This window comes from Streptomyces sp. MK7, assembly GCF_032658145.1.
Taxonomy (GTDB): domain Bacteria; phylum Actinomycetota; class Actinomycetes; order Streptomycetales; family Streptomycetaceae; genus Streptomyces; species Streptomyces spiralis.
Window position 1 is genome coordinate 1 of sequence record NZ_JAVACL010000003.1, and the last position, 24,004, is coordinate 24,004.

The following is a 24,004-nucleotide window of genomic DNA, read 5'->3' on the forward strand; positions in this document are numbered from 1 at the left end:
ACCGTGGCGTGCTCGCGTGCCTCTCCAGGAACTCCGACACCCCGCTGGCCCGCCGGTGCGGCAGCAGTACCCGGGCCGTTCCCGCCAGCATGGTCTGGATGCGGGAGGACTGGACCTGGTCCAGGAGGTCCAGGACCCGGATTCCGGCGGCTGCCGCCTCGTCGGGACGCCCCCCGCGCGCGAGGTCGTCGGCCAGCTCGGCCGTGTACAGCGCGATGTTCCGGGTGAAGTGGGGGTCCTGCAGCCGTGCGGCCTGCCGTGCGTGCCGCGCCGCCCGCTCCCAGTCGCCGAGCGTGGACCAGCACTGCGCCTCCAGCCCCTGGAGCTCGGCCTCGCCGTAGAAGCTCATCCACTCCGGGTCGGTGTCCGAGGTGCCCCGGTCGTACAGCGCCTGGGCGCGGGTGAGGGCCTGTGCGCAGCCGGTGCGGTCGGCGAGCCCCGCCCAGCCGCCCGCCTCGCGCAGCGCCAGCAGCGACATCAGCCGCGCCGAGCCCAGCCCGCGCGCGACGCGCTGGGCGGCCTGCGCGGCGCGCACCGCCTCCCGTGGCCGCCCCGCGTCCCGCGCGAGGAACGCCGTGTTGCAGAACGCGTGCGCCTCCAGGGCGGGGTCCGAGGTCATGCGTGCGGTGGCCAGCGCCTCCGCGTAGTGCGAGCGGGCGTCGTCGAAGCGGCCGGAGTCGTGCGCCAGCCAGCCCACCGAGATGGCCAGTTCACCGGCGCCCGAGTGCAGCCGGTCCGCGGTGGCCTGCCGGGTCGCGCCCGCGTCGAGCAGCGCGTAGGCGGCGCGCAGCGGAGCCGCCGCGCGCCGGTAGAGACCGTCCGCGCCGTGCCGGTCGTCGAGCAACCGGATTCTGCGGACGGCCTCTTCGAGGGCGCCCGCGTCGCTCGCCCCGGCGCGGCGGACGGCCCGGTCCGCGGCGGAGGCGTCGAAGGCGAGCCCCAGGGGGCCCAGCGAGGCGGCGGCCACCGTGGCGCCCCCGCGGGTCATGAATGCGCGACGCAGCACGTCGCTCTCCTCGTGGTCTTCGTGCGGGTGGTACGGGTCGTGCTGGTGGTACGGATCTTGCCCGTGGTACGGGTCCTGCGTGCCGTACGAGTCATCACTGCCGTACGGGTCCTGCGTGCCGTACGGGTCGTAGTCCTCGTACTCGTACGGGTGATACGGGTGGGACGCCCCCGGCGTTTCACGCGGGGCGCGTTCCCGGCTCGTGACGCGCGGGCGGGGCGGGTCGTCCGCCGGCCCGCGCGCCGCGCGCCCACGGACGGCCGAGCGGGGCGCGAACCCCAGGTCGGTGAGTGTCCGGCCGGGGAACATGTGCAGGAACACCCGCTCGTAGGCGTAGTTGGGGCAGCGGATCTCGCCCGCCTCGACCCGGCCGATGTAGCGCGCGTCACAGCTGACCCGCTCACCGATCTCGCGGGCGGCCCGCCGCACCGCCGCGGCGAACTCGGCCGGCGAGCGGTGTCCGCGCAGTCGCCGGAAAGCGAGATTCGGCCGCGGTGGCCGTGGGGACTGAGACGAGGTCACCGTTGACGACGCCATGGCCGGGCCCTCTCGTGCGAACCGTCGAACCGTGCCGGATACAGGATGAGTTGTCCGACTTATCCGAGTGGCACCCTGTTTCCGGCGAGCAAGAACGTACCTGCTGTGTCCGGTCCGCCACGCAGTGTTTGGCTACAAACCGGATATCTCATCCACGATCTGCCATGAACTGCCATCCTTTGCGGCTGACTTTGTCCGTAGCCGTTGACGCGTTGCCGCGTTGGACCCGGTGGACCGGGAGCCACCCGGCTCCCGACCCGCTCGCTCACGAGGAGGGGTACGCGTGGTGGAGGCCGGGACGCAGTCCAACGGGAGCGTTGATTCCTGCGCGCCGTCACCGACGTCACCGATGCCGCCGACGGCGGTGACCGGGGCCGGGTGCGACCTGGTGACGGTGCCGGCACGGCAGGGCCTGGAGGCCGTCGACATCCTGCGCCGCGGGGCGGCGGACGCCGTGGGACCCGTACTGCACGACGACGGCGGGGACACGCTGGGCTTCGTGGTCCCGGCGGGCACGGCCGCGGGCTGGGACGTCCCGGGGAGCACCTGCACGAGGACGGACGGCCGCGGACTGCGGCTCGCCCCCGAGCGGCCCGTGGAGGGCTCGGACTGGCTGGTGCCGCCCGGGGAGGCCGATCTCACGACGGACCCCGCCGTGCTCCGGCGCGCCCTGGGCGAGGCGGCGCGGATGATCCAGGCGGCGGACAGCTGCAGCTGACACTTCCGGCGGCGCAGACGCCGCGGGCGGAGCGACCGGGCCGGATCGGCGCGACGGACTGACCGGCGTGAGGGACTGACCGGCGTGACCGGCTGACCGGCGCGACCCGCGCCCGCGCGTGCGGCCCGGTGCCGCTTGCGACAATGGCCCCATGGGAAGGTCCAGGAACCCGCGCCGTGAACGCGGAGCCGCCGAGGCCGTCGTCGAGCAGGTCGACGGCGGGCTGGCCGAGCTGATACCCGACCGGGAACGGGCACGGGGCTGGACCTTGCTGATCGACGGGGCCCCGCAGTCGTACGTCGACCTCGACGACCCGGCATATCTGTCCTTCGAGTACCAGCGGCGGCTCGGGCACGTCATCGATCTCGCCGCGCCCGCAGGGAAGCCGATCCACGCCGTGCACCTCGGCGGAGGCGCGTTCACGCTCGCCCGGTACGTCGCGGCCACCCGGCCCCGCTCCACCCAGCAGGTCGTCGAGCGGGACGCGGCCCTCGTCCAACTGGTGCGCCGCGCACTGCCGCTGGACGCGGGCGCCCGGATCCGGGTGCGGTCCGTGGACGCCCGGGCGGGACTCGCCAAGGTGCCGGACGGCTGGGCCGACGTGATCGTCGCGGACGTGTTCAGCGGCGCCCGTACGCCCGCCCACCTCACCTCGACGGAGTTCCTCGACGAGGTCCGCAGAGCCCTGAAACCCGGCGGGCTCTACGCCGCCAACCTCGCCGACGGCCCGCCACTGGCCCACGTCCGCGGCCAGATCGCCACCGCCGCCGCCCGGTTCGGGGAACTCGCCCTGGTCGCCGACCCGACCGTGCTGCGCGGCAAGCGCTTCGGCAATGCGGTGCTCGTCGCCGGCGACCTCCCGCTGCCGGTCGCCGAACTGACCCGCCGTGCCGCCTCCGACCCCCACCCGGGCCGCGTCGAACACGGCCGTGCCCTCACCGACTTCACCGGCGGAGCCCTCCCCGTCTCCGACGCCGCCGCGATCGCCTCACCGGCCCCGCCACCCTCCGTCTTCCGCTGAGCACCGCAACGGACGGACCGGCTCCGACGGAGCGACCGGCCCTAGTAGTTGCCGACCTCCACGTGCGGCGGCCCGTCGTGCCAGGTGCAGAAGACCGACACCCGGTTCGTGCCCGAGGTGAACTCCACCCGGATCCAGCTCTCCGTCTTCCACACCTGCATCGACCAGCCCGTTCCCGGGGTCGCGGAGACCAGGGTCGCCGAGGCCGTGCCGAGGTCGAAGACCGCCCGGCCGCCCGCCGTGTCGTAGCTCTTGACATGGCCGGAGGCGGTGGGGGAGGGGCTCGCGGGGCTGGTGGCGGGCGCCGGCTTCGAGGCGCTGGGGGCGGCCGGGGTGCGCGGCGACTCGCTCGGTCGCCGCGACGGGCTCGGTGACGGGGCGGGCCGGTAGGTGGAGGAGGCGAGCGGCGCCGACTCCGGCGTGGTCGCCCCGGCGGCCGTGATGGGCAGGGCGCGCGGCGGGTCGTAGACGGTGCCCGCCATCACCGTGTGAACACCCCACCACGACAGCGTGACCGCCGCGCTCGTCGCGAGCGACCACGCCAGTACGTGTACGAGTCCTCTGTGCATCGCGGCCATAGTGCCTCACCCGCCCCACCGGTGTCGCCGGCGGACGGCCGAGGTGAGTTTGTCCACAGGAGTTCGCCCGGTTCGTCCACAGGCGGTCGCGAGCGGTGCGGAGTTGTCCACAGGCCCGCACCGGACCGGTCGGCATGGCGTACGGTGCGGCGCATGGCAAGTGTGCTCGTGGTCGAGGACGACCAGTTCGTACGCTCGGCGCTCATCCGGCATCTGACCGACGCCTCGCACACCGTGCGCAGTGTCGGCACGGCGCTGGAGGCGCTGCGCGAGGTCGCCCATATCCGCTTCGACGTGGTCGTCCTGGACCTCGGACTGCCCGATCTGGACGGCTCCGAGGCGCTGAAGATGCTGCGCGGCATCACCGACGTCCCCGTCATCATCGCCACCGCCCGCGACGACGAGGCGGAGATCGTCCGGCTGCTCAACGCCGGGGCGGACGACTACCTGACCAAGCCGTTCGCCGTCGAGCACCTGTCGGCGCGCATGGCCGCCGTGCTGCGCCGTGCCCGCTCCGGCGCCGCCGAGGCCGCGCCGTCCACCGTGCTGAGCGTCGGCGGCCTGACCGTCGACCCGCTGCGCCGCCAGGCCGAGCTGGACGGCGTACGACTGGACCTCACCCGGCGCGAGTTCGACCTGCTCGCCTTCCTGGCCCGGCGGCCCGGTGTGGTCGTCCCGCGCAAGCAATTGCTGGCCGAGGTGTGGCAGCAGTCGTACGGCGACGACCAGACCATCGACGTGCATCTGTCCTGGCTGCGGCGGAAGCTGGGCGAGACCGCCGCCCGGCCCCGCTATCTGCACACCCTGCGGGGCGTGGGCGTCAAGCTGGAACCGCCCGGAGCGGAGCCGGCGCGATGAGATGGGCACTGGTCAAGGTCTGTCTGGCGGTCACCACGATGGTCGTGGTCGCCTTCGCGGTACCGCTGGGACTGGTCATCAAGGAGATGGCCCGCGACCGCGCCTTCGCAGGCGCCGAGCGCCAGGCCGCGGCCGTCGCGCCCGCGCTGTCCATCACCACCGAGCGCGACCAGCTGGAGCGGGTCGTCGCCTCGGCCGGCTCGGACGCGCAGATGGCCGTGCACATACCGGCGGCCGACGGCAAGCCGGCCGTCGACATCGGCCGCCGCCACGCCGCCGACGCGGACATCGCCACCGTGCGGAGGATGGGGCGCGCCTCCACCACCGAGGTGCCCGGCGGATCCACCCTGCTCCAGCCGGTCGCGCTCAGCTCCGGCGCCATCGCGGTCGTCGAGGTCTACGTCCCCGAGGCCGAGGTCACCAACGGCGTCGGCACGGCCTGGGCGGTGCTCGCCGGCGTGGGTGCCGCGCTCGTCGTCGGCTCGGTCGCCGTCGCCGACCGGCTCGGCGTGCGGATGGTGCGGCCCGCGCAGCGGCTCGTCGAGGGCGCGCACGAACTGGGGGAGGGCCGGCTGGGTGCCCGGGTGCCCGAGGAGGGGCCGACCGAACTGCGGCTGGCGGCGGTCGCGTTCAACTCCATGGCCGACCAGGTCGTCCAACTCCTGGCGAACGAGCGGGAGCTGGCGGCCGACCTGTCCCACCGGCTGCGCACCCCCCTGACCGTGCTGCGGCTGAACGCCGCCTCCCTCGGAGAGGGGCCGGCCGCCGAGCAGACCCGGGCCGCGGTCGCCCAGCTGGAGTGTGAGGTGGACACCATCATCCGCACCGCCCGCGAGGCCAAGCCGCAGACGGCGGCCGCCGGTCCGGGCGCGGGCTGCGACGCGGCCGAGGTGGTGCGGGAGCGGATGGAGTTCTGGTCCGCGCTGGCCGAGGACGAGGGACGCAAGTGGCGCGTGGCCGGCGTCGACCGGCCGGTGCGCACACCCGTGGCCCGCGCCGATCTCGCCGCCGCACTGGACGCCCTGCTCGGCAACGTCTTCCGGCACACCCCCGAGGGCACGGCCTTCGCGGTCGACGTGCACAACGGCGACGACGCCGTGATCGTGCTCGTCTCCGACGCGGGCCCCGGCATACCCGACCCGGAGGAGGCCATGCTGCGCGGAAGCGGCTCCGGGAACGACGGATCCACCGGGCTCGGCCTGGACATCGTGCGGCGCCTGGCGGAGTCCACCGGCGGCGACGTCCGGATCGGCGCCTCGGTGCTGGGCGGGACCGAGGTCCGCATCTGGTTCCAGCTGGCCGGACGCAGGCCTGCGGGCAGGGCCCGCCGGGGGGCCGTACGAAGACGCCGGGCGGGCAGGCTGGTCTCCACCTTTAACCGTCCCCGATCCCTTCCTTAAGCGGACCCTAAGATCCTCAACCACCGCCCGTATCAAGGGATTTGTCCCCTTCGGGGCCGCTAGCGTGCTGCCGCACCTCACCCCCAGTGAACAGCGAAGGCAGGCACGCGCATGAGCACGCACCGGCGCAGGATCAGTGGCAGGAACAAGGCGATAGGCGGTCTCGTGGCGGCCGCCGCGGTCGGCGGCGGAGCGCTCGTGTTCACCGCCACCGCGCAGGCGGCCGGGGTCGGAGCCGCGTACACCAGGACCAGCGACTGGTCGACCGGCTACACCGCGCAGTACGTCGTCACCAACAACAGCGGCCAGACCGAGAAGGACTGGAGGCTGGAGTTCGATCTGCCCGCGGGCGCGAAGCTCGGCTCGCTGTGGAACGGTGAGGCCGGCGTCAGCGGGCAGCACGTCACCGTGAAGCCCGCCAAGTGGGACACCGCCGGGCTCGCCCCGGGCAAGTCGGTCACCGTCGGCTTCGTCGTCAACGGCACCGGTGACCCCACCGGCTGCCGTATCGACGACACCGCGTGCTCCGCCGACGACGGCGCCACCCCCGAACCCACCGGCCGGCCCACCCGGTCCGCGACCCCGACGCCGACTCCCACCCCCACCAAGAGCTCCACGCCGACGCCGACCCCCACACCGTCCCAGAGCACCGGCACCGGCACCACCACCTCCGCCGGCTTCGCGCCCTACGTCGACACCTCCCTCTACCCGGCCTTCGACCTGCTGAAGAGCGCGGACGCGACCGGAGTGAAGAACTACAACCTCGCCTTCGTCACCGACGGCGGCGGCTGCACCCCGAAGTGGGGCGGCGTCACCGATCTCGGCAGCGACGGCGTGGCGTCCCAGATCGGCGCGCTGCGCGCCAAGGGCGGCGACGTACGCGTCTCCTTCGGCGGTGCCTCCGGCTCGGAGCTGGCCACCACCTGCTCCTCGGCGGACGCGCTGGCGGCGGCGTACGGCAAGGCCGTGGACCAGTTCAAGCTCACCAAGGTCGACTTCGACGTCGAGGGCGGCGCGCTGCCCAACACGGCCGCCAACACCCGCCGCGCCCAGGCCATCGCCAAGCTCCAGCAGCAGCACCCCGGCCTGGACGTCTCCTTCACCCTCCCCGTCATGCCCGAGGGCCTGACCCAGGACGGCGTGAACCTGCTGGCGAACGCCAAGTCCAACGGCGTGAAGATCTCCACCGTCAACATCATGGCGATGGACTACGGCGCCTCCTACAGCGGCGACATGGGCACCTACGCCGAGCAGGCCGCCACCGCCACCCAGGCCCAGATCAAGAGCGTCCTCGGCCTGTCCGACAGCGCCGCCTGGAAGACGGTCGCCGTCACCCCGATGATCGGCGTCAACGACGTCTCCTCGGAGGTCTTCAAGGTCGACGACGCCACCCAGCTGGTGAACTTCGCCAAGTCCAAGGGGCTCGGCTGGCTCTCCATGTGGTCCGCCACCCGCGACAAGCAGTGCTCCGGCGGCACCAAGCCCACCGCCGACGCCACCTGCAGCTCCATCACCCAGGACCCGTTCGCCTTCGCCAAGGCGTTCGGCGCCTTCAACTGATCGCGCCCGACCGGGCACGACCCCCCCGTGGGGGCGCGGCACTCCCCTAGTGCTTCCGCGTGCCGCGCCCCGCACTTTCCCCCGCCGGGGGTTCCTCCCCGTACCCCCGGTGTTTCGGTGCCCCGCCTGGTCAGAGAGCGTCCACCGGCGGAAGCTGCCCACTGCGGGCCGCCTTCCCGTACCAGTGGGCGCTGGACTTCGGAGTCCGCTCGAGGGTCTCGAAGTCGACGTAGACCACGCCGAACCGCTTGGCATAGCCGTAGGCCCACTCGAAGTTGTCCATCAGGGACCACAGGTAGTAGCCGCGCACGTCCGCCCCGTCCGCGAGGGCGCGGTGGACCGTCGCCAGGTGGGCGTGCAGGTAGGCGATGCGCTCTGGGTCGTGCACGCGGCCGTCGCCGTCCACCTTGTCGGGGTAGGCCGCGCCGTTCTCCGTGACGTACAGCGGCACCCCGGGCGCCAGACGGCTGTAGCGCATGATCAGCTCGTGCAGCCCGTCCGGGTCGATCGTCCAGCCCATTTCCGTGCGGTCGCCCGGCGTCTGGTGGAACGCCACGTCGTCCGAGCCCGGCCACGGCGAGTGCTCGCTCGCCCCGTGCCCGTCCGCGCGCGGGCCCTCGGGCGCCCTCTCGGGCGAGGAAACCAGCGCGGGCGTGTAGTAGTTGAGGCCGAGCGCGTCCAACGGCTGCTGGATGTCCGCGAGGTCCTTGCCGAGGACGAACGACCAGTCGGTGACCGACGAGGTGGCCTCCAGCAGCGTCGCCGGGTAGGCCCCCTGCAGCATCGGGCCGTGGAAGACGCCGTTGGCCAGGTCGTCGATCCGCTGTGCCGCCGCGAGGTCCGCCGGGTCCTGCGACAGCGGCCGGATCACCTGGGAGTTGAGGCTGACGGCGACCGAGGCGCGGGCGGGCAGCACCGAGCGCAGCGCCTGTGCGGCCAGTCCGTGCGCGAGGTTCAGATGGTGGGCCGCGCGCAGTGCGGCCTGCGGCTCGGTCCGGCCCGGCGCGTGCACTCCGGAGCCGTAGCCCAGGAAGGCGCTGCACCACGGCTCGTTGAGCGTGGTCCACTGCTCCACGCGGTCGCCGAGCGCCTCGCCGACGAGCTGCGCGTACTCCGCGAAGCGCAGCGCGGTCTCCCGCTCGGGCCAGCCGCCCGCGTCCTCCAGTTCCTGCGGCAGGTCCCAGTGGTAGAGGGTGAGGGCCGGTTTGATCCCGTGGGACAGCAGCTCGTCGACCAGCCGGCGGTAGAAGTCCAGGCCCACCTGCACGGCGGGGCCCCGGCCGGTGGGCTGCACCCGCGGCCAGGAGACCGAGAAGCGGTAGGCGTTCAGGCCCAGCTCCGCCATCAGGGCCACGTCGTCGCGGTAGCGGTGGTAGTGGTCGACGGCGACGTCTCCGGTGTCGCCGCCGGCCGTCCTGCCGGTCGTATGGCTGAAGGTGTCCCAGATCGAGGGGGTACGGCCGTCCTCCCGCACCGCGCCCTCGATCTGATACGCGGACGTCGCCGCGCCCCAGAGGAAGGCGGGAGGGAAGGACACGGTCATCGGTTCGGGCATGGAATCGCTCCCACGAGTCGAGTGGGCCCCATTATGCATGGGAGCGCTCCCACACCAACAGGGGGTTGCCGCGAAGCACACCTGGACCGGAAGCCTCCGCCCAGCCGACTCGGCGGTGCGCACGGCTTGGGGCGCGCATGGTCCGGCAGACCCGCGGGCCGGGATGGACGGGGCGGCCCTGCTGAGCCGTCGGCGGCCCGAACCGAGCTGTCGCCGGGTCCCTGGCTCCTGCCGAGCCTCCGCGTCGCCGCTCAGTCGCCGCCGGCCCGCCGCCGAGCCCCCACCGGGCCGCCCCCGAGTCCTCGCAGGGCCGCCCCTCAGCCCTGCCGGACCGTCCCTCAGCCTCGCCGGACCGGGTCGCGGCGTCGGGGACGGCCAGGGCCACCGAGTCGGTGCGACGGGCGACCAGGGAGCGGGCCGCGCGGTTGGGAACGTAGCCGAGTTCGGCGATCGCCTGCTCCACGGCCGCCCGGGAACGGGCGCTGACCTTGGGCGAGCCGTTGATCACCCGGGAGACCGTGCCGCGGCCGACGCCTGCGCGGGCGGCGACGGCGTTCAGGGTCGGGCGCCGGACGTCCGCGGTCCTGTGCGGCTGCGGCAGTTCGGCAGCGGTCATCGTTCACCTTCCGGTGCCTCGTGGGGGGTCGCTTCATTCCGGCCCAGAAAAATCCGGCCACCGCCCCGGAGCCCCGCGCGGAGCCGCCGCTTCCGTGGCCGACCCGCCGGTGACCTGCGCGAATCGGGCGTGAGGCCGGACGATGACGGGGTGGTTACGCCCCGTCGTGCGACACATTCACGTGACGCGCGGAACACGCTTGCGCAACAACGCCGTTTTCAAGTCTTGACACCTGGCCCAGCAGCAAGGAGTCTTCCGGACATGCCGCGTGGGAGCGGTCCCACGGGTGACCGGGGCTCTCTCCCGTGTGGACGAAAACCACCAACGGCCCTTCCCTCTGTACCCATTGGCACACCGTTGACCAGCACCTTTTCACCGCACGCCGAGTGCTGTGGGCTGGCCGCTGCTCGATCCCGAGAGGGCAGGTCCGGACCGTCGTACCTCGGCGGTCGGATTCCTGAGGTCCCCGTTCCCCACTGGAACAAGGAGTAGTGGAATGCGCATCACCCGTACCGGCGGTGGCCGCGGTCGCAGAGCAGCGGCCGTGGCCACGACGGTTCTGACGGCCTCGGCCCTGCTGCTGACCGGTTGCAGCAGCGACAACGGCGACGATTCGAACGCCTCGGATTCCAACGGGAACATCACGCTCAAACTGGCCGACTTCGGCCAGTTCGGCTACAAGGAAGCCGGCCTGTTCGAGCAGTACCACAAGCTGCACCCGAACATCACGGTCAAGGAAGACACCACCACCGATGAGCAGGTCTACTACCCGAAGCTGCTTCAGCAGCTGAACTCGGGCAGCGGCCTGGCCGACGTCACGGGCATCGAGGTCGGCCGCATCAAGGAGGTCGTCGACACCCAGGCGGCCAAGTTCGCCGACCTGAGCAAGTCCATCAACGTGAGCGACTGGGTCTCCTGGAAGGAGAAGCAGGCCACCGCGAAGGACGGCACGGTCATCGGCGCCGGCACCGACATCGGCCCGATGTCCCTGTGCTACCGCAGGGACCTCTTCCAGAAGGCCGGTCTGCCCTCCGACCGCGACGCCGTGGCGAAGGCGGTCTCGGGCGGCTGGGAGGACTACCTCAAGCTCGGTGAGCAGTACAAGCAGAAGGCGCCCTCCGGCACCTTCTTCATGGACTCCGCGAGCGCCATGTACAACGCGGTCGTCAGCTCCTCCGCGCAGCAGTACTACGACGCCGACGGCAAGGCGGTCTACAAGGACAGCGCGGCCGTCAAGCAGGGCTGGAACCTGGCCGCCGAGGCCGCCGCGAAGAAGCTGAGCGGTGGTCTGCCCCAGTTCCAGGACCCGTGGCAGGCGGCGCTGCGCAAGGGCAAGATCGCTTCCATGGTGTGCCCGGCCTGGATGGCCGCCCAGATCTCGACCTACTCCGGTGACGCCTACAAGGGCAAGTGGGACATCACCCGCGCCCCCGGCACCACCGCGGCCAACTGGGGCGGTTCCTTCCTGGCCGTGCCCAAGAGCGGCAAGCACGTCAAGGAGGCCACCGAGCTGGTCAAGTGGCTGACCGCTCCCGAGCAGCAGGCCGCCGTGTTCAAGGCCGTCGGTGTCTTCCCCTCCAACACGGGCGCCTACGGGCTGGCCAGCGTGAAGACCGCCAAGCTCCCGTACTTCAACGACGCCCCGATCGGCCAGATCTACGCCGACGAGGCCAAGTCCATCCCCGAGGCCGTGCTCGGCCCGAAGGACGGCGTGATCAAGGACACCATCTCCACCCAGATCAACAACATGGAGCAGCGGGGCACCAAGCCCGACAAGGCCTGGAAGGACGCGACCGACACGATCGACAAGGCGATCGGCTGACGACCGCCCGGGGTGCGGGCGGTCCCTCCGGCCGCCCGCACCGCGCCCGCGCGCGGAGCCGTACGACGGCTCCCGCCGCGGGCGCGAGGCAGTCGAGCGGGGCCGGCCCGGGCACGGGACCACGAGCAACGGGATCCTGTTCCAGCACGACCACGCTCAGCAGGACCACAGCCTGGCCGGCGCTTCCCGCCGGGCCCGCCGCGCCCGGCGGGAACCACCGGACAGGCGGGCACCAGGCCCCAGGCCGGTGCCCGGCCGGCCGGACCCCGTGTCCGGTGGCCGGGCCCGGCCCCGCACGCACGTCAGGCCGTGGCGCGGACCGCCCGGAACCGCGGTCGATCCGCACAGGGAGCGGCGGGACGGGTGCCCGGCCCCTGCATGTGCCTCCCGCCCCGTAACCGGCCCAGAACCTCCAGGGAAGGACTCCCTCCGTGGCAACCACGACTCCCGCACGGGGTGCCTACACCCCGCCCCCCGGCGGCTCCGGCGCCGCGCCGGACAAGCGCGCCACGTGGCGTAGCCGGCTGTGGCGCTTCGACGACATCGCATCGCCGTACGCCTATATCGCCCCCTTCTTCCTCGTCTTCGGCGCCTTCGGGCTCTATCCCCTCCTCTACACGGGCTGGATCGCCCTGCACCGGGTGGAGATGACGAGCCTGAACCAGTCCGAGTGGGTCGGCTTCGACAACTTCGCCAAGATCCTGCAGGACTCCGAGTTCTGGACGGCCGTCTCCAACACCTTCGTCATCGGCGTCATCTCCACCGTTCCGCAGCTCCTCGTGGCCCTCGGCCTGGCCCATCTGCTCAACTACAAGCTGCGCGCCAGCGCGTTCTGGCGGACGGTCATCCTCACCCCGTACGCCACCTCGGTGGCCACCGCGGCCCTGGTCTTCGCCCTGGTCTTCAGGGCCGACGGCGGCATCCTCAACTGGGTGCTGCACTTCTTCGGCGCCCCCAGCGACACCGACTGGGGCAACGGGGACTGGACGTCGAAGATCGCCATCTCGGTCATCGTGATCTGGCGGTGGACCGGCTACAACGCCCTGATCTATCTCGCGGCCATGCAGGCGGTGCCCAGCGACCTGTACGAGGCGGCCTCGATCGACGGCGCCACGCGCTGGCAGCAGTTCCGCAAGGTGACCATTCCCTCGCTGCGTCCGACGATCCTGTTCACCATCGTCATCTCGACGATCGGTTCCATGCAGCTGTTCGGTGAGCCGCTGCTGCTGCAGGGCGGCACCCTCGGCTCCGTCGGCGGCAGTGACCACCAGTACGAGACGCTCAGCATCTACCTCTACAACTACGGCTGGAAGCTCGGGCATCTGGGCCCGGCCGCGGCCGTGGCCTGGGCGATGCTCGTCCTGCTGCTGCTGATCGCCCTGATCAACTGGATCGTCGGCCATCTCGTGCGCAAGAGCGCGGCCTGACGGGAGCGATATCCATGACCACGACCAGTCCCACCAAGACCGCCGCGCCGGGCCTTCCTCCGGTGAGGCACGCCGCCCCGTCGGACAAGGGCCGCGGCCGTTTCAAGATCGGCGCGGGCCAGCAGCTCAAGGGCGGCCCGTTCACCTACGTCGCGCTCGTCGTCGTCGGCGTGGCCTCGATATTCCCGCTGTACTGGACGCTGGTGGCCGCATCCCACGATCAGCAGCGGGTCCTGGACAGCCCGCCGCCGCTGATTCCGGGCGGCAGGCTGTTCAGCAACCTCCAGTCGGCCTGGGACCAGGCCCACCTGGGCAAGGCCATCGTCAACAGCGTCATCGTGGCCGGCTGCATCACCGCCGCCACCCTGTTCTTCTGCACCCTGGCCGGCTACGCCTTCGCCAAGATGCGCTTCCGCGGCCGTGGTGTGCTGATGACGGCGGTCATCGCCACCCTGACCATTCCGCCGCAGCTCAGCGTGGTCCCGCTGTTCATGCTGATGTCGGACATCGGATGGGGCGGACACCTGGAGTCGGTGATCTTCCCGACCCTGGTCGGCGCCTTCGGTGTCTTCTTCATGCGCCAGTACCTGCTGGAGGCCCTGCCCTACGAGTTGATCGAGGCGGCCAAGGTGGACGGGGCGAGCAACATCCGCATCGTCTGGAACGTGGTGCTGCCCGCGGCCCGGCCCGCGATGATGGTGCTCGGCATGCTCACCTTCGTGCAGGCCTGGAACGACTTCTTCTGGCCCTTCCTCGCGCTGAACCAGGACAACCCGACGCTCCAGGTCGCGCTCGGCCAGCTCAGCGCCTCCTACACCCCCGACCAGAGCATCGTCATGGCCGGTGCGCTGATCAGCACGCTGCCGCTGCTGGTGGTCTTCGTCGTCTTCGGCAAGCAGATCGTCGGAGGGATCATGGCGGGCGCCGTCAAGGGCTGATGCCGTCGGGGCCGGCCGAGGCCGGGCGCGCGGCCCGTGCGCGTCGCCGTACGTGCCGTCGCCCTCGCCCGCGCCGGCCGCCCCGACGACCGGTCTCCCGCCGCCCGTCTCCTCCAGCCCGACCGGCTCCTCCTCCAGTCCGGCTCTTCCTTCAGTCCGTCTCCTCCTCCAGTCCTCTTTTCTTCGGTCCCTCTTCTCCAGCCGTCTCGTACGGCCTGTCGTGCGCCGTCCGTCGCGTGGTGCCTGCCACGCGTAGGCACCCGTACGGCCCGTCCGGTACGACCCGCACCTCCGGCCCGCCCCGCACGCGGGCCGTACCGGACCGGGCGCCCACACGCCCCTGCCCCACTCGCCCCCCTCGACCCGCGATCGCCACCTTGCCCCCCACCTGCCGCCGTGCACCCCACTCCACCGCCCCCCCACTCGTCCCACCGCACTCGCCCACCCCCGGCACCCACCCGCACGCGCCGACCGGCCGTCCCGCACCGCCGGACCACCGTCCGTCCCCTTCTCACGCCATTTTGGGAGCGTTCTCACCATGACCGCCGTACGACCCGAGACCAGTGCCCAGCAGGCATCGGACACCTCCTTCCCGCCGGGCTTCGTCTGGGGTGCCGCCACCGCCGCCTACCAGGTGGAGGGCGCCGCCGCCGAGGACGGCCGCACCCCCTCCATCTGGGACACCTTCAGCCACACCCCGGGCAAGGTGCGCAACGGTGACACCGGTGACATCGCCGCCGACCACTACCACCGCTACCGCGACGACGTCGCGCTGATGAAGGACCTCGGCCTCAAGGCGTACCGCTTCTCCATCTCCTGGTCCCGGGTCCAGCCCACCGGCCGCGGGCCCGCCGTCGAGCGCGGCCTGGACTTCTACCGCAGGCTCACCGACGAGCTGCTCCAGGCGGGCATCACGCCGGTCGCCACCCTGTACCACTGGGACCTGCCCCAGGAGCTGGAGGACGCCGGCGGCTGGCCGCACCGCGACACCGCGCACCGTTTCGCCGAGTACGCCGACATCATGGCCCGCGCTCTCGGTGACCGGGTCGGCGTGTGGACCACCCTGAACGAACCGTGGTGCAGCGCCTTCCTCGGCTACGGCTCCGGCGTGCACGCGCCCGGCCGTACCGACCCGGCCGCCACCCTGCGCGCCGCGCACCACCTCAACCTCGCCCACGGCCAGGCGGTCGGCGCGCTGCGCTCCGTCCTGCCGTCCACCGCGCAGACCTCCCTCACCCTCAACCTGCACCAGGTGCGCCCGCTGACCGACAGCGCGGCCGACGCCGAGGCCGCGCGCCGCATCGACGCGGTCGGCAACCGGATCTTCACCGGCCCCGTCCTGGACGGCGCCTACCCCGAAGACCTGCTCGCCGACACCGCGCACCTCGTCGACTGGGACCAGCTGGTGCACGACGGCGACCTGGCGGAGATCTCCCGGCCCATCGACGTGCTCGGCGTCAACTACTACTCGCCGACCGTGGTCTCCCTCGCCACCGACACAACCGCCACCACCAAGAACGACGGCCACGGCGCGAGCGACCACTCTCCGTGGACCGGCTGCGACGACATCGCCTTCCACCTCGCCAACGACGACGTGACCGCGATGAACTGGGCCATCGACGCCGACGGGCTGCACACCCTGCTGACCGGCCTCGCGGCCTCGCACCCGCAGCTGCCGCTGATGGTCACCGAGAACGGCGCCGCCTTCGACGACTACGTCTCCCCCGAGGGGCGCGTCAACGACCCGCAGCGGATCGCCTATCTGCACGCTCACCTCGAGGCCGTGCGCCGCGCCGTCGCCGACGGGGCGGACGTGCGCGGGTACTTCCTGTGGTCCCTGCTGGACAACTTCGAGTGGTCCTACGGCTACTCGAAGCGCTTCGGCGCCGTCTACGTCGACTACGCCACCCAGCGCCGTATCCCCAAGGCGAGCGCCCACTGGTACGCCGGAGTGATCCGCAACAACGCCCTGCCGGCCGCGTGGTGAGCGGAGCCCAGGGCTGACCCGACCGTCGGGTTCCAGGGGCGCGGCAGTCACCCGGGGCCGCGCCCCGTCGCGGTCCCGCGCGGCCCGGTCACGGTCCCGCGCGGCCCGAGGAGCGTGGGGGCCGCGGTGGCGCGGGGGAGGGACGATGGGGGCGGGAGCGGAACAGGTCCCTACTGTTACATTCCTGGCCTGAGGGGTGCGAACGGAAGGCGGCGACTATGGCGGTCAACGGTGGGCGGGGCCGGGGCATCCGGCGGCCGACCCTGGAGGAGGTCGCTGCCCGGGCCGGTGTGGGCCGCGGCACCGTGTCCCGCGTGATCAACGGCTCGCCACGGGTCAGCGACGCGACCCGGGCCGCGGTGGAGGCCGCGGTCGCGGAGCTCGGCTACGTCCCCAACACCGCCGCGCGGGCCCTGGCGGCCAACCGCACGGACGCGATCGCGCTGGTCGTGCCGGAGCCGGAGACCCGGTTCTTCGCGGAGCCGTACTTCTCCGACATGCTGCGCGGTGTCGGCGCCGAACTGACCGACACCGAGATGCAGCTGGTGCTGATCTTCGCGGGCGGCGACCGCGAGCGGCGGCGGCTGGCCCAGTTCCTGGCCGCGCACCGCGTGGACGGGGTGCTGCTGGTGTCGGTGCACGCGGACGACCCGCTGCCCGACCTGGTGGCCCAGCTGGAGATCCCGGCGGTGATCAGCGGCCCGCGCTCGGTGGCGGAGACGCTGACCTCGGTGGACTCCGACAACTACGGCGGCGCGCGCTCGGCCGTGGAGCACCTGCTGGAGCGCGGCCGGCGCCGTATCGCCCACATCACCGGCCGCATGGACGTCTACGGCGCCCAGCGGCGCGTCGACGGCTACCGCGACGCGCTGCGGGGGGCGGGCGTCACGGTGGACGAACTGCTCATCGAGCCGGGCGACTTCACCGAGGAGGGCGGCCGTCGCGCGATGACCCGCCTGCTGGAGGGCGCCCCGGACGTGGACGCGGTCTTCGCCGCCTCGGACGTGACGGCGGCCGGCGCCCGCCAGGTGCTGCGCGAGCGGGGCCGTCGCATACCGGACGACGTGGCCCTGGTCGGCTACGACGACTCGGCCATCGCCCGCCACATGGACCCGCCGCTGACCAGCGTCCGCCAGCCCATCGAGGAGATGGGCCGGGCGATGATCGATCTGCTCCTGACAGAGATCGCCGACCGCCGCCCCTCGGCCCCCGGCGGCCCGGAACGCCGCCACGCGGTGCTCCCCACGGAGCTGGTGATCCGTACGTCGTCGTGAGGCAGGCCCCGGCGGACGGAGGGGGCTCCGCCCGGCGTCCGGGCCGGGGCCCCTGGAAAACCAATCAGCCGGTGACCTCGACGTATGTCGGAAGGTCACCGGCTGATTGCTCAGGGTGAGTGACGGGACTCGAACCCGCGACATCCTGGACCACAACCAGGTGCTCTACCAGCTGAGCTACACCCACCATGACCGGCGGCGGTTGACTTTCGTCGTTCCCCGACCGGCCGAGAAAAAGTGTACAGGGTCCGAAGGGGTGCTCGCGCACGAGTTTCGCGGCGCCCCTTCGCGGCACCCGGTCAGCCCTGTGTCATCCGTGCTGAGCAGGCATGACGTACTTCGCGGCGATCGTCTTGGCGGTCTCGGAGTCGGGGCCGGGCTGCGGCACGAAGACGGCCTCGCGGTAGTAGCGCAACTCCGCGATGGACTCGCGGATGTCGGCGAGGGCGCGGTGGTTGCCGTTCTTCTCCGGGCTGTTGAAGTACGCCTTCGGATACCAGCGGCGGGCCAGCTCCTTGATCGAGGAGACGTCGACGATCCGGTAGTGCAGATAGCCCTCCAGCGTCGGCATGTCGCGCAGCAGGAAGCCGCGGTCGGTGCCCACCGAGTTCCCGCACAGCGGCGCCTTGCCGGGCTCCTTCACGTACTCGCGGACGTAGGCCAGGACCTGCTCCTCGGCGTCCTTGAGCGTCGTGCCCCCGGCCAGCTCGGCCAGCAGGCCGGACGCGGTGTGCATCTGACGCACCACGTCCGGCATCGTCTCCAGCGCCGCGTCCGGCGGGCGGATGACGATGTCGATCCCCTCGCCGAGCACGTTCAGCTCGGAGTCGGTGACGAGGGCGGCCACCTCGATGAGCGCGTCGTCGGACAGCGAGAGGCCGGTCATCTCGCAGTCGATCCACACCATGCGATCGTTCATGTGTCTCACCTTACGGCGCTCCGCCGCGGGCTGAGCCGACCGTGCGGCGACGGGGACGGGGTGGGCAGGCGCGCCGGCGCCTGCCCACCCCGTTCTCTCCAGCCGTCCGTCAGCCGTCGCTCAGACGCCGCCGCGCTGTCCCGGCAGGCTCGCCGACAGCGCCGCCGGAGCACGGCGGGCGGCCTGGTGCGGCAGGGAACCCTCGGTGTGCAGGGACGACGACGCGGGGCCCGAGGGCTGCGGGACGCCGACCGGGGCCGCCGCGGCGCCCACGCCCGTGGGGCCGGTCACGTTCGCCGGTCCCGCTGTCTGCCCTGGTCCCTGGCCCGGTCCCGCCGGACCCGTCTCGCCGTCCCCGGGCCGCTCGCCCTGCGGCCTGCGCGCGCGGTACGCCGCCCGGTACGCGGCCGGGGACGACCCCAGCTGCCGCCGGAAGTGGCCGCGCAGCGCCACGGGGGAGCGGAAGCCGCAGCGGCCCGCCACCTCGTCCACCGAGTAGTCCGACGTCTCCAGCAGGCGCTGCGCCTGGAGCACCCGCTGCGTGATCAGCCACTGCAGCGGTGCGCTCCCGGTGAGCGAGCGGAAGCGGCGGTCGAACGTACGACGGCTCATGTACGCCCGCGCCGCCAGCGTCTCCACGTCGAACTGCTCGTGGAGGTGCTCCAGCGCCCAGGCGACGACCTCGGCGAGCGGGTCGGCGCCGATCTCCTCCGGTAAAGACCTGTCCAGGTAGCGCTCCTGACCGCCGCTGCGGCGCGGCGGAACCACCAGGCGGCGGGCCAGCGCGCCGGCCGCCTCGTTGCCGTGGTCCGTGCGCACGATGTGCAGGCACAGATCGATCCCGGCCGCCGTGCCCGCCGACGTCAGCACGTCGCCGTCGTCGACGAACAGCTCTCTGGGATCGACGTGCACCGACGGATAGCGCTTGGCCAGCGTCGGCGCGTACATCCAGTGGGTCGTCGCCGGGCGGCCGTCCAGCAGGCCCGCCGCCGCCAGGACGAACGCCCCGGTGCACAGGCCCACGATGCGGGCGCCCTCCTCGTGCGCCCGGCGCAGCGCGTCGAGCGCCTCCTCCGGTGGCGGAGAGGTGATCGACCGCCAGGCCGGCACGACGACCGTGCCCGCCCGCGAGATCGCCTCCAGGCCATGCGGCGCGGTGAGTTCCAGGCCCCCTGTGGTCCGCAGCGGGCCGTCCTCGCCGGCTGCCACCAGCAGGCGGTAGCGCGGCACTCCGGCGTCCTGGCGGTCGATCCCGAACACCGAAAGCGGTATGGAACTCTCGAAGATGGGGCCGCCGCTGAACAGCAGCACCGCGACGATCTCCTTGCGGCGTCGCCCGGAAAGCTTCCGGGCCGCGGTTTCCGGCGCGGCAGTGGAGTCGTGGCTCATACTGCTAAGCCCCCCTCGGTGGTCGCGGCTCCTCGGTTGTGTCGCTCCTGCACGTTTCCCCTCGGTCCTGCACGAGTCCCCCGCCGTAAGTACCGTCAAGATCGAATCTACTGTGTCCCGCCGTGCCACGGTGACCAGTTCAGCACCCGGCACATTGTCGACATGGCAACTTGGCGTGAAGCATTCGATCACGAAGCGTCGCACTCGTGGGGCGTGCAGGGAAGTGCGCCTCGTCGCAGTGGCCAATCCCCGTAGGGTGCGCAGGGTCGCCGAGACCCTTTCGGTGCAGGTCGAACGGGGGTTGGGGGGTACCTCGGCCGGGCGATGCACGAGTTCGAGAAGTTGGCTGAAAAGATACGGGCGCGTGCGCGGAAACCGGTCAGGCGGCCGGAGTCGTACCCCCGGTGTGACGGCCGCCCCGATGTGCCCCCGTGCCCGTCCGCTGGTGCCGTCCGCGGTGCGGGACGCGCTCCTCCGCGCGCAGCCGGGCCGCCCCGCGCTCCGACTGTCTCAACAGCACGCGACAGACCGCGGTCACGGCCGCCAGCCCCAACGCGGTCCCCGTGGCTCCGGCCAGCGAGGTGCCGTACCAGACCAGCACCACCGGCACGAGCGCGCAACTGAAGACGCCCCACCGAACCACATCACCCACGCTGTCCCCCACCCGCCCATGGGAGGTGTCGCCGGCACGGCCGTCTCCCCCGGCGCTCCCGGCGCGGCCCCCTGCGGCACCCCCCGCGCGGCAGCCGGCCCCTGCCTCCCCGAGGCCGCCGTGACCCGCCCCGCCGGCGCCCTCGGCCGCGACCGGCGCGGGGCGTGGCGACCGGGGCCGGCCGGGGGCGGGGTGAGGTGCGGACACGGTGGGCTCCCTGCGGTGCTCCCTGCGGCGGTGGATCATCTGGGTTCAACGCATGTTCGATGGGTCGGTCACTGTGCGGCACCGGACGGTGTCCCGGCGGGCCTCCCGAGTGAGGGGTGACCGGGCGGTCGCGGGGAGTGAACCACGGGCAAACCGCCTGTACGGGGCAGCAACCATTGCGTTACGGGCGCCTGTCGTGCATGCTCCGGGAGACCGCCACGGAGAGTGCGCGGGATCTGGGCTAAGGAGGAGTGCCGCCGTACCCTTGGGGGTATGGGGACGGGAAGACGATTCCCGGACACAGCATTCGCCACAGACTGTCGTCCCCGACAAAGGATCACATCGCCGAGACAGCCATGGCCGGTCACGAATTCTTCGAACCCGCGGACCGCAAGCGGCCGGTCGCCGACCCCGCGTCGGTCGATCCCCTGGCGGAGCAGGAACCACGCCATCCCTGCGATCCGGCGTTCAAGCACGGCGTAGTCGTCGGCTTCGACGGATCGAACTCCAGTGAACGCGCCCTCGCCTATGCGATCGGGATGGCCCATCGCACCCGGTCCGGGCTGATCATCGTGCATGTGGCCAACCGGCTGCCCACCACGGTGTGGGCGGGCTGCGAACCCCCGGTCTTCGTGGACGTCCCCGACCACCGCACCGAGGTCCTCGGCCTCGAGCTCGCGTGCGCGGAGTACCTCGCCGAGGTGCCCTGGATCCTGGTCGAGCGCGGCGGCGACATCTGCCACGAACTCGAGGAGGTCGGCAAGGAGTACGAGGCGGACGCGATCGTCGTCGGCTCCTCGCACGGCATCGTGGGACGCCTCTTCGGCTCGGTCGCCGGCCGGCTCGCCAAGCGGGCCCAGCGGCCCGTCGTTGTCATCCCGTAACGGGCCCAAATCCCTTTCGTGACCTGGCACGTCAGTGTGACGACCGCCCAAGCTACTCGCGCGTAGAAGGTGTTTGTGCCCTTGTGAAGGGCATATATCGGTCACCGCACAACTGCACACAGGAATGAAGGGAGCCCGCCGTGGCCAACGACGTCTCTGCGGGAAGCACCACCACCACGATCGCCGGCCGACTCGCCCTGTTCGTCACCCTGTTGGCCTTCGGCCTCGGGTACACGGGGGTCATCCACTCCGTGACGGCGGACGACGCCGTGACCATCGCTCACTATGTCGGCGGCGTAGCCCTGTTCCTCGTCGGGCTGCTGGCCTTCCGCGACCACGACAGTGCCTCCGGCACGGCCTACACCGCCCTCGGAGCCCTGTGGTTCACCTGGGCACTGTCCTCCGGCAACCAGATCTCGGCCAACAGCTCGGGCCTGTTCCTGGCCCTGTTCGCCGCCGTGGTCCTCTCGCTCACCCTCGCGGGCGGCGACCAGCTCACTCAGGCCACCTACGGGCTGTTCTTCGTCTCCCTGCTCCTGCTCGCCGTGGCGCGCTTCGCCGACAACTCCAGCCTGGCGAAGGTGGGCGGCTGGTTCGCCGTGGCGGCCGGGGCGGCCGCCTGGTACGCGGCGACCGCGGCCCTCGCGCACTGGCCGACGGCCCTTTCGCGACGCGCTGCCGGCCGAGGTGTGACGGCCACCGGCTGAGCAGCCGTCGGGCCGGGGTTCTGGGCGGGCCCCGGCCCCTGAAGAGAACGACCCCCTGTGCAGGTGGCACACAGGGGGTCGTTCACGTCTCCGGCCGGGGACGGTGCCTACTCCACCGTCACCGACTTCGCCAGGTTGCGCGGCTTGTCGATGTCCCGGCCCAGCGCCAACGCCGTGTGGTAGGCGAGGAGTTGCAGCGGGATGCCCATCAGGATCGGGTCCAGCTCGTCCTCGTTCTTGGGCACGACGATCGTCTGGTCGGCCTTCTCCTGCTCCTGGTGGGCGACGGCGAGGATCTTGCCGCTGCGGGCCTTGATCTCCTCCATGGCCGCGCGGTTCTTCTCCAGCAGGTCGTCGTCCGGCACGATCGCCACCGTGGGCAGCGCGGGCTCGATCAGCGCCAGCGGGCCGTGCTTGAGCTCGGAGGCCGGGTAGGCCTCGGCGTGGATGTAGGAGACCTCCTTGAGCTTCAGGGAGGCCTCACGGGCCACCGGGTAGCCCCGGACGCGCCCGATGAAGAGCATGGAGCGGGCGTCGGCGTAGCTCTTCGCCAGCTCCTCGATCTCCTCCTCCTGCTTCATGATCTCGGAGATCTGCTCGGGCAGCCTGCGCAGCCCCTCGATGATCCGCTTGCCGTCGCGCACCGACAGATCGCGGATCCGGCCCAGGTGCAGCGCGAGCAGCGCGAAGGCGACGCAGGTGTTGGTGAAGCACTTGGTGGAGACCACGCACACCTCGGGACCGGCGTGCACGTAGATGCCGCCGTCCGCCTCGCGGGCGATCGCCGAACCCACCACGTTGACGACGCCGAGGACCCGCGCGCCCTTGCGCTTGAGCTCCTGAACGGCCGCCAGCACGTCGTAGGTCTCACCGGACTGGGAGACCGCGATGTACAGCGTGTCGGGGTCCACGACCGCGTTGCGGTACCGGAACTCGGAGGCCGGCTCTGCGTCGGCGGGGATCCGGGCCAGCTCCTCGATCATCTGGGCGCCGATCATGCCGGCGTGGTAGGAGGTGCCGCATCCGAGGATCTTCACCCGGCGCACCGCGCGTGCCTCACGGGCGTCGAGGTTGATGCCGCCCAGGTGCACGGTGGCGAACCGGTCGTCGATCCGGCCGCGCAGCACCCGGTCCACGGCCTCGGCCTGCTCGTGGATCTCCTTGTGCATGTAGGTGTCGTGGCCGCCCATGTCGTAGGAGGCGGCCTCCCACTCCACGGTGGTCGGCTCGGCGGTCGTCCGGGTGCCCTCGGTGGTGTACGTGCGGAAGTCGTCGGCCTTGAGGGTGGCCATCTCGCCGTCGTCGAGGGTGACTATCTGCCGGGTGTGGGTGACCAGCGCGGCGATGTCGGAGGCGACGAACATCTCCTTCTCGCCGATGCCGAGCACGACCGGCGAGCCGTTGCGGGCCACGACGATGCGGTCGGCGAAGTCGGCGTGCATGACCGCGATGCCGTACGTGCCCTCGACCAGGCGGAGGGCGGCGCGGACCTTCTCCTCCAGCGTCTCGGCCTCGGAGCGGGCGATGAGGTGGGTGAGGACCTCGGTGTCGGTCTCGGAGAGGAACTCCACGCCGTCCGCCTCCAGCTTGCGGCGCAGGTCGGCGGCGTTGTCGATGATGCCGTTGTGCACGACGGCGACCTTGTCGTCGGCCGACATGTGCGGGTGGGCGTTGACGTCGGACGGGGCGCCGTGGGTGGCCCAGCGGGTGTGGGCGATGCCGGTGGTGCCCTTGAAGCGCGCCGGGACCTTGGCCTCCAGGTCGCGGACCCGGCCCTTGGCCTTGACCATCTTCAGGCCGGCCGCCTTCGGCGAGGTGACGACGATGCCCGCCGAGTCGTAGCCGCGGTACTCCAGGCGCTGCAGGCCCTCCAGGAGCAGCGGGGCGACGTCACGCTTGCCGATGTATCCGACGATTCCGCACATATAAGTCCCTTTTCTCCCCGTATT

19 protein-coding genes, 1 tRNA gene and 1 pseudogene are annotated in these 24,004 nt (G+C 71.9%); 12 read left to right on the forward strand and 9 right to left on the reverse strand.

Going from position 1 to position 24,004, the window contains the following annotated elements:
- Nucleotides 1-1,543: hypothetical protein (locus R2S09_RS04830; RefSeq protein ID WP_316739938.1), on the reverse strand; the 1,543-nt coding region annotated here is incomplete at its 3' end.
- Between the two features lie 283 nt (nucleotides 1,544-1,826).
- Between R2S09_RS04830 and R2S09_RS04835 the strand changes: the two genes are divergently transcribed.
- Nucleotides 1,827-2,261 (forward strand): hypothetical protein, encoded by a 435-nt coding sequence (locus tag R2S09_RS04835; RefSeq protein WP_316739939.1) that lies wholly within the window; start codon nucleotides 1,827-1,829, stop codon nucleotides 2,259-2,261.
- A 151-nt stretch (nucleotides 2,262-2,412) separates the two neighbouring features.
- Entirely contained in the window at nucleotides 2,413-3,282 is an 870-nt protein-coding gene (locus R2S09_RS04840) for a fused MFS/spermidine synthase (protein WP_316739940.1), read from the forward strand.
- A gap of 41 nt (nucleotides 3,283-3,323) precedes the next feature.
- Here R2S09_RS04840 and R2S09_RS04845 read toward each other — a convergent pair whose 3' ends face one another.
- On the reverse strand, nucleotides 3,324-3,851 hold the full coding sequence (locus R2S09_RS04845) for a hypothetical protein (RefSeq protein ID WP_316739941.1): 528 nt from the start codon (nucleotides 3,849-3,851) through the stop codon (nucleotides 3,324-3,326).
- A gap of 162 nt (nucleotides 3,852-4,013) precedes the next feature.
- Here R2S09_RS04845 and R2S09_RS04850 point away from each other — a divergent pair, with 162 nt between their 5' ends.
- The 3 genes from R2S09_RS04850 to R2S09_RS04860 all read left to right on the forward strand — a co-directional run bounded on the left by R2S09_RS04850 (nucleotide 4,014) and on the right by R2S09_RS04860 (nucleotide 7,678).
- On the forward strand, nucleotides 4,014-4,718 hold the full coding sequence (locus R2S09_RS04850; RefSeq protein ID WP_316739942.1) for a response regulator transcription factor: 705 nt from the start codon (nucleotides 4,014-4,016) through the stop codon (nucleotides 4,716-4,718).
- Nucleotides 4,715-6,118 carry a HAMP domain-containing sensor histidine kinase gene (locus R2S09_RS04855; RefSeq protein WP_316739943.1) on the forward strand — a complete coding sequence of 468 codons (1,404 nt, stop codon included), beginning with the start codon at nucleotides 4,715-4,717 and terminating at the stop codon, nucleotides 6,116-6,118. The genes R2S09_RS04850 and R2S09_RS04855 overlap by 4 nt, the downstream gene beginning before the upstream one ends.
- 111 nt (nucleotides 6,119-6,229) lie before the next feature.
- A complete protein-coding gene (locus tag R2S09_RS04860) occupies nucleotides 6,230-7,678 on the forward strand; it encodes a cellulose binding domain-containing protein (protein WP_316739944.1) in 1,449 nt (482 codons plus the stop codon).
- Nucleotides 7,679-7,808: 130 nt separating this feature from the next.
- Here R2S09_RS04860 and R2S09_RS04865 read toward each other — a convergent pair whose 3' ends face one another.
- The gene (locus R2S09_RS04865; protein WP_316739945.1) at nucleotides 7,809-9,233 is read right to left on the reverse strand and encodes a GH1 family beta-glucosidase; all 1,425 of its coding nucleotides are present in this window, start codon (nucleotides 9,231-9,233) and stop codon (nucleotides 7,809-7,811) included.
- A 352-nt stretch (nucleotides 9,234-9,585) separates the two neighbouring features.
- Nucleotides 9,586-9,849 (reverse strand): annotated as a pseudogene (locus tag R2S09_RS04870) (LacI family DNA-binding transcriptional regulator); the annotation flags it as partial.
- Between the two features lie 496 nt (nucleotides 9,850-10,345).
- Between R2S09_RS04870 and R2S09_RS04875 the strand changes: the two are divergent.
- The 5 genes from R2S09_RS04875 (at nucleotide 10,346) to R2S09_RS04895 (ending at nucleotide 17,297) form a co-directional block, all read left to right on the forward strand.
- A complete protein-coding gene (locus tag R2S09_RS04875; protein WP_306189911.1) occupies nucleotides 10,346-11,671 on the forward strand; it encodes an ABC transporter substrate-binding protein in 1,326 nt (441 codons plus the stop codon).
- Between the two features lie 431 nt (nucleotides 11,672-12,102).
- On the forward strand, nucleotides 12,103-13,098 hold the full coding sequence (locus R2S09_RS04880; RefSeq protein ID WP_306189912.1) for a carbohydrate ABC transporter permease: 996 nt from the start codon (nucleotides 12,103-12,105) through the stop codon (nucleotides 13,096-13,098).
- Nucleotides 13,099-13,112: 14 nt separating this feature from the next.
- Complete coding sequence (locus R2S09_RS04885) at nucleotides 13,113-14,036, forward strand: carbohydrate ABC transporter permease (protein ID WP_316739946.1); 924 nt, start codon at nucleotides 13,113-13,115, stop codon at nucleotides 14,034-14,036.
- A gap of 538 nt (nucleotides 14,037-14,574) precedes the next feature.
- Nucleotides 14,575-16,023, forward strand: a complete 1,449-nt coding sequence (locus R2S09_RS04890; protein ID WP_316739947.1) for a GH1 family beta-glucosidase — start codon at nucleotides 14,575-14,577, stop codon at nucleotides 16,021-16,023.
- Nucleotides 16,024-16,241: 218 nt separating this feature from the next.
- On the forward strand, nucleotides 16,242-17,297 hold the full coding sequence (locus R2S09_RS04895; protein ID WP_306189915.1) for a LacI family DNA-binding transcriptional regulator: 1,056 nt from the start codon (nucleotides 16,242-16,244) through the stop codon (nucleotides 17,295-17,297).
- Between the two features lie 114 nt (nucleotides 17,298-17,411).
- Here R2S09_RS04895 and R2S09_RS04900 read toward each other — a convergent pair.
- The 4 genes from R2S09_RS04900 to R2S09_RS04915 form a co-directional block, all read right to left on the reverse strand.
- Nucleotides 17,412-17,484: transfer RNA gene (locus tag R2S09_RS04900), tRNA-His, on the reverse strand.
- A gap of 123 nt (nucleotides 17,485-17,607) precedes the next feature.
- On the reverse strand, nucleotides 17,608-18,216 hold the full coding sequence (gene orn / locus R2S09_RS04905) for an oligoribonuclease (RefSeq protein WP_030170802.1): 609 nt from the start codon (nucleotides 18,214-18,216) through the stop codon (nucleotides 17,608-17,610).
- Nucleotides 18,217-18,336: 120 nt separating this feature from the next.
- Nucleotides 18,337-19,605, reverse strand: a complete 1,269-nt coding sequence (locus tag R2S09_RS04910) for a helix-turn-helix domain-containing protein (RefSeq protein WP_306189916.1) — start codon at nucleotides 19,603-19,605, stop codon at nucleotides 18,337-18,339.
- Between the two features lie 379 nt (nucleotides 19,606-19,984).
- Nucleotides 19,985-20,257 (reverse strand): hypothetical protein, encoded by a 273-nt coding sequence (locus tag R2S09_RS04915; protein WP_306189917.1) that lies wholly within the window; start codon nucleotides 20,255-20,257, stop codon nucleotides 19,985-19,987.
- A 563-nt stretch (nucleotides 20,258-20,820) separates the two neighbouring features.
- Between R2S09_RS04915 and R2S09_RS04920 the strand changes: the two genes are divergently transcribed.
- Together R2S09_RS04920 and R2S09_RS04925 are read left to right on the forward strand one after the other, a co-directional pair.
- Nucleotides 20,821-21,348 carry a universal stress protein gene (locus tag R2S09_RS04920; protein WP_306189918.1) on the forward strand — a complete coding sequence of 176 codons (528 nt, stop codon included), beginning with the start codon at nucleotides 20,821-20,823 and terminating at the stop codon, nucleotides 21,346-21,348.
- A 140-nt stretch (nucleotides 21,349-21,488) separates the two neighbouring features.
- Complete coding sequence (locus tag R2S09_RS04925) at nucleotides 21,489-22,055, forward strand: GPR1/FUN34/YaaH family transporter (protein ID WP_306189919.1); 567 nt, start codon at nucleotides 21,489-21,491, stop codon at nucleotides 22,053-22,055.
- A 107-nt stretch (nucleotides 22,056-22,162) separates the two neighbouring features.
- On the opposite strand, the gene glmS is transcribed toward R2S09_RS04925, so the two are convergent.
- Entirely contained in the window at nucleotides 22,163-23,980 is a 1,818-nt protein-coding gene (gene glmS / locus R2S09_RS04930; RefSeq protein ID WP_306189920.1) for a glutamine--fructose-6-phosphate transaminase (isomerizing), read from the reverse strand.
- Nucleotides 23,981-24,004: the final 24 nt, after the last annotated feature.

Coding starts and splice junctions, on each gene's coding strand:
- R2S09_RS04885 (WP_316739946.1), top strand. CDS start 13,113: ATGACCACGACCAGTCCCACCAAGACCGCCGCGCCGGGCCTTCCTCCG.
- glmS (WP_306189920.1), bottom strand. CDS start 23,980: ATGTGCGGAATCGTCGGATACATCGGCAAGCGTGACGTCGCCCCGCTG.
- R2S09_RS04895 (WP_306189915.1), top strand. CDS start 16,242: ATGGCGGTCAACGGTGGGCGGGGCCGGGGCATCCGGCGGCCGACCCTG.
- R2S09_RS04875 (WP_306189911.1), top strand. CDS start 10,346: ATGCGCATCACCCGTACCGGCGGTGGCCGCGGTCGCAGAGCAGCGGCC.
- R2S09_RS04910 (WP_306189916.1), bottom strand. CDS start 19,605: ATGAGCCACGACTCCACTGCCGCGCCGGAAACCGCGGCCCGGAAGCTT.
- orn (WP_030170802.1), bottom strand. CDS start 18,216: ATGAACGATCGCATGGTGTGGATCGACTGCGAGATGACCGGCCTCTCG.
- R2S09_RS04890 (WP_316739947.1), top strand. CDS start 14,575: ATGACCGCCGTACGACCCGAGACCAGTGCCCAGCAGGCATCGGACACC.
- R2S09_RS04840 (WP_316739940.1), top strand. CDS start 2,413: ATGGGAAGGTCCAGGAACCCGCGCCGTGAACGCGGAGCCGCCGAGGCC.
- R2S09_RS04850 (WP_316739942.1), top strand. CDS start 4,014: ATGGCAAGTGTGCTCGTGGTCGAGGACGACCAGTTCGTACGCTCGGCG.
- R2S09_RS04865 (WP_316739945.1), bottom strand. CDS start 9,233: ATGCCCGAACCGATGACCGTGTCCTTCCCTCCCGCCTTCCTCTGGGGC.
- R2S09_RS04855 (WP_316739943.1), top strand. CDS start 4,715: ATGAGATGGGCACTGGTCAAGGTCTGTCTGGCGGTCACCACGATGGTC.
- R2S09_RS04860 (WP_316739944.1), top strand. CDS start 6,230: ATGAGCACGCACCGGCGCAGGATCAGTGGCAGGAACAAGGCGATAGGC.
- R2S09_RS04845 (WP_316739941.1), bottom strand. CDS start 3,851: ATGCACAGAGGACTCGTACACGTACTGGCGTGGTCGCTCGCGACGAGC.
- R2S09_RS04920 (WP_306189918.1), top strand. CDS start 20,821: ATGGCCGGTCACGAATTCTTCGAACCCGCGGACCGCAAGCGGCCGGTC.